Raw genomic sequence first — 4,304 nt, 5'->3', positions numbered from 1 at the left:
CTTGGTCGCCCCGGCAAGCCCGGCGAGCGCTGCCGACAGCACGAAGGTCGCCAGCTTGTAGCGGTTGACCCGGTAGCCGAGCGACACGGCGCGGGCCTCGTTCTCGCGGATCGCCTTCAGCACCTGCCCGAACGGCGAGTGGATGATGCGGTAGATGGCGAGCATGCCGCCGAGCGTGATCGCCAGCACAACGAAGTAGAGCGTGAAGTCCGAGCGCAGGCTGATCAGCCCGAACAGATGCCCGCGCGGCACCGCCTGGATGCCGTCCTCGCCGCCGGTGAACGGCGCCTGCAGCGAGAAGAAGAACACCATCTGCGCAAAGGCCAGCGTCACCATGGCGAAGTAGATGCCCTGGCGCCGGATCGCCAGCGACCCGATCGCCAGCCCCAGCACCATCGCCGCCCCCACCCCCGCCAGGATGGCTAGCTCCGGCGGCAGACCCCACACCTTGGCCGCATGCGCCGAGATGTAGCTCGCGCCGCCGAAGTAGGCGGCATGGCCGAACGACAGCAGCCCCGTGTAGCCCAAGAGAAGGTTGAAGGCGCAGGCGAACAGCGCGAAGCACATCACCTTCATCAGGAACACGGGATAGAGGAAGAACGGTGCCGCCAGCCCGGCGGCGAGCAGGGCCAGGAAGATCGCCACATGGTGGCGCGGCATGCCCCCCGTGGCGGTCAGGGTCGCGGTCGGGGCCTCGTCGGTGGAAGTCTGGCCCATGGTGTTCTGGCCCGTGGAAGTCTGGCTTGCAGCGGACATCACGCGGTCCTCCCGAACAGGCCGGCCGGCTTGACCAGAAGCACGATGGCCATGATGACGAAGATGACGACCGAGGAGGCCTCCGGATAGAACACCTTGGTCAGACCCTCGACCAGCCCCAGCCCGAAGCCGGTGACGATCGAGCCCAGGATCGAGCCCATGCCGCCGATCACCACCACCGCGAACACCACGATGATCAGGTCCGCGCCCATGTTGGGGTTGACCGAGTAGACGGGTGCGGCCAGCACGCCCGCGAACGCCGCCAGCGCCACCCCGAAGCCGTAGGTCAGCGTGATCATGCGCGGCACGTTGATGCCGAAGGCCCCGACCAGCGTCGGGTTCTCGGTCGCAGCCCGCAGGTACGCCCCGAGCCTGGTCTTCTCGATCACGAACCAGGTGGCGATGCACACGAAGAGCGACGCCACCACCACCCAGCCGCGGTAGTTGGGCAGGAACATGAAGCCGAGGTTCTGGCCGCCGGCAAGCTGCGGCGGGATCGAGTAGGGCAGGCCCGAGATGCCGTACTGGTTGCGCAACAGGCCCTGGATGATCAGCGCCAGGCCGAAGGTCAGAAGCAGCCCGTAGAGATGGTCGAGATGGTAGAGCCTGGAGATCATCAGCCGCTCCAGCACGATGCCGAACGCCCCCACCGCGATCGGCACCAAAAGCAGCGCCCACCAGTAGCCGATGCCGAGATAGTTCAGAAGCATCCACGCCACGAACGCGCCCAGCATGTACTGCGCCCCATGCGCGAAGTTGATGATGTTCAGAAGGCCGAAGATCACCGCAAGGCCCAACGACAGGATCGCGTAGAACGACCCGTTGATCAGACCCAGCAGCAACTGGCCAAACAAAGCCTGCGGCGGTATTCCCAAAAGCTCGAACATCGCCTCACACTCCCAGATAGGCTTCGATCTTGCCGATATTTTCCTCGAGCTCGGCATTGGGGATCATGTCGATGACCCTGCCCTGCTCGACGACGTAGTGGCGGTCGGCCACCGTCGAGGCGAAGCGGAAGTTCTGCTCCACCAGCACGATCGTGAACCCCTCCTGCTTCAGCCGCGCGATCGTCGCCCCGATCTGCTGGATGATCACCGGCGCAAGACCCTCCGTCGGCTCGTCCAGAAGCAGCATCTTCGCGCCGGTCCTCAGGATGCGCCCGATCGCCAGCATCTGCTGCTCGCCGCCGGACAGCTTCGTCCCCTGGCTCGACAGACGCTCCTTCAGGTTCGGGAACAGCTCGAAGATCTGCTCCACGCTCATGCCCCCCGGCTTCACCTGCGGCGGCAGCAGCAGGTTCTCCTCGACACTCAGCGACGAGAAGATGCCCCGCTCCTCCGGGCAGAACGCGATGCCCTCGCGCGCCACGTAGCGCGCCGGCGCATGCATCAGCTCCTTGCCCTGGAAGGTGACCGAGCCCTTGCGCTTCGGCAGGATGCCCATGATCGACTTCAACGTCGTGGTCTTGCCCGCCCCGTTGCGCCCCAGAAGTGTGACCACCTCGCCAGGACGCACGTCGAACGTCACCCCGTGCAGCACGTGGCTCTCGCCGTACCACGCCTGAAGGTCCTTGACGACCAGCAGCGGCGCGGAAGCCGCTGCCGTCTTCATCGCAACCGCAGCTTCAGCCATGTCCCGCTCCGATATAGGCCTCGATCACCCGCGGGTCCTTCGACACCGTGGCGTAGTCGCCCTCCGCCAGCACCTTGCCCCGCGCCAGGACCGTGATCGTGTCCGACAGCGACGCCACCACCGACAAATTGTGCTCCACCATCAGGATCGTCCGGTTGGCCGATATCCGCCGGATCAGCGCCGAGATGCGCTCCACGTCCTCATGCCCCATGCCCGCCATCGGCTCGTCCAGAAGCAGCATCTCCGGGTCGAGCGCCAGCGTCGTGGCGATCTCCAGCGCCCGCTTGCGCCCGTAGGACAGGTCCGCCGCATTCGTCGTCTCGAACGCGCTCAACCCGACATCGGCCAGAAGCGCCCGCGCCTCCCCGTCGAACGCCGACAGCACCTTCTGCGAGCGCCAGAAGTCGAACGAATCCCCGCGCCGCCGCTGCAGCGCGATCCGCACGTTCTCCAGCGCCGTCAGGTGCGGGAACACCGCCGAGATCTGGAACGAGCGCACCAGACCCAGACGCGCGATGTCGGCCGGCGACAGCGCCGTGATGTCCTCGCCCTTGTAGGTGATCCTCCCACGCGTCGGCGGAAGGAACTTGGTCAGAAGGTTGAAGCACGTCGTCTTGCCCGCCCCGTTCGGACCGATCAACGCATGGATCTGGCCCCGCCGCACACGAAGCCCGACACCCTCGACCGCAAAGAAGCCCCGAAACTCCTTCGTCAGATCTTCTGCCGAAAGGATAATATCGTCACGATCCAACTCATGCCCTCCCGGATGGACCTCGATTGTCTTGTGCAACGGACCGATGGCTTATTCCCGGCCGTCTCCGCCGCTACTTCGGCCGGATTTCCAGCACCATGTCCTTTGCAGCATAGACGGTGCGGGCCATGGCGCCCGGCTCATAGGCATCGGTCAGTACGGCATCACATCCGCCGGCGTCCTGATCGTCGACCCATCCCAGTTCGCCGTCCTCGGGAAGCGGCTCCGTCCGGCCGATGACGAGCGCCCCGAAGCCGCTGAGGTCCAGCGCTTCGGCCGGCTCCATGCCGGTCTCGACCGCAGCGCCCCTGTTGGCGAGCAGCTTTCGGTTCATCAGGCGGAAACCCGGATGGGCGTCGAAACCGATGTCGCGGGCCGGCGAGCGCAGGACGACGCGATGCCCCCGATCCGCGAGCACCAAAGCCGCGTCCGTGCTCGCCAGATCGTCGCCGACGACGAGCACCCGATGAGGAAGACGTGGCGCCGAGCCGCGCAGAACGTCGAACACGGTGGCGGCCGCTCCCGCTCGGGCTGCGACGGGCTCCCACCGTCGGACGGCCCATCGCGCCGGCGCCCCGCCGGATGCCGGCTTGTCCGTGACGAAGGAGACACCGGCGCGACGGGCGCGATCGATGAGCGACGCGACGGCGTTCCTGTATTCCGCCTGCCCGGGAACCCTCATCCGCCAGCCCTGCATGCCGGCAAGATCCCGCTCCGGGGCGAAAATGCGCACCGTCGCCCCGCGAAGCGCCGCCAGCCATCCTGCGGTCAGCGCGGAAAAGCCGCCGCCGAGAATATCCAGTCGCCACGAAGCGTCCCGACGAAGTGCGCCCAGCGCAGCCTCGTCGCCGACAAACGGGTTGACCGGACAGATCATCTCCGGCGCCGCGCTGCGGCCGAGGCACAGATTGCAATATGTGCATGCGGCCACGAGCGGGCTCTCGCCGCGCCGGGCCCTCTCGGGAAGGTCGGGATCGGTTATCGAGGCGCGGCCGACCGCCATCAGATCGGCGCGTCCCTCGGCCAGCGCCGTTTCGGCAAGTTCCGGGCGCTTGATCCGCCCGACCGCCACCACCGGAATCCGGACCGCGTTGCGCACCTGCGAGACGCGCTCGAGCCAGGGGCCTTCAGCTTCGCCGGTGAGCATCATCAGGCGGCTGTAGGA

At 66.8% G+C, this 4,304-nt stretch carries 5 protein-coding genes; all 5 read right to left on the bottom strand.

Translation table 11 applies throughout. The annotated features are described in order from the left end of the window. Nucleotides 1-660: branched-chain amino acid ABC transporter permease (locus F9K34_RS17325; protein WP_291338364.1), on the bottom strand; the 660-nt coding region annotated here is incomplete at its 3' end. A gap of 95 nt (nucleotides 661-755) precedes the next feature. Then, a complete protein-coding gene (locus F9K34_RS17320; protein WP_291338363.1) occupies nucleotides 756-1,643 on the bottom strand; it encodes a branched-chain amino acid ABC transporter permease in 888 nt (295 codons plus the stop codon). Nucleotides 1,644-1,647: 4 nt separating this feature from the next. After that, nucleotides 1,648-2,388, bottom strand: coding sequence for an ABC transporter ATP-binding protein (locus F9K34_RS17315; protein ID WP_291338362.1), 741 nt, complete (start codon nucleotides 2,386-2,388; stop codon nucleotides 1,648-1,650). Further along, entirely contained in the window at nucleotides 2,381-3,139 is a 759-nt protein-coding gene (locus F9K34_RS17310; protein WP_291338361.1) for an ABC transporter ATP-binding protein, read from the bottom strand. The genes F9K34_RS17315 and F9K34_RS17310 overlap by 8 nt, the downstream gene beginning before the upstream one ends. A gap of 73 nt (nucleotides 3,140-3,212) precedes the next feature. Further along, a partial coding sequence (locus F9K34_RS17305; RefSeq protein ID WP_291338360.1) for a tRNA-dihydrouridine synthase occupies nucleotides 3,213-4,304 on the bottom strand: 1,092 nt, incomplete at its 5' end.

Source organism: Albidovulum sp. (assembly GCF_008933605.1).
GTDB lineage: Bacteria > Pseudomonadota > Alphaproteobacteria > Rhodobacterales > Rhodobacteraceae > Albidovulum.
The sequence above is the reverse complement of the archived record's forward strand: the minus strand, read 5'-3'. Positions and strand labels throughout refer to the sequence as shown.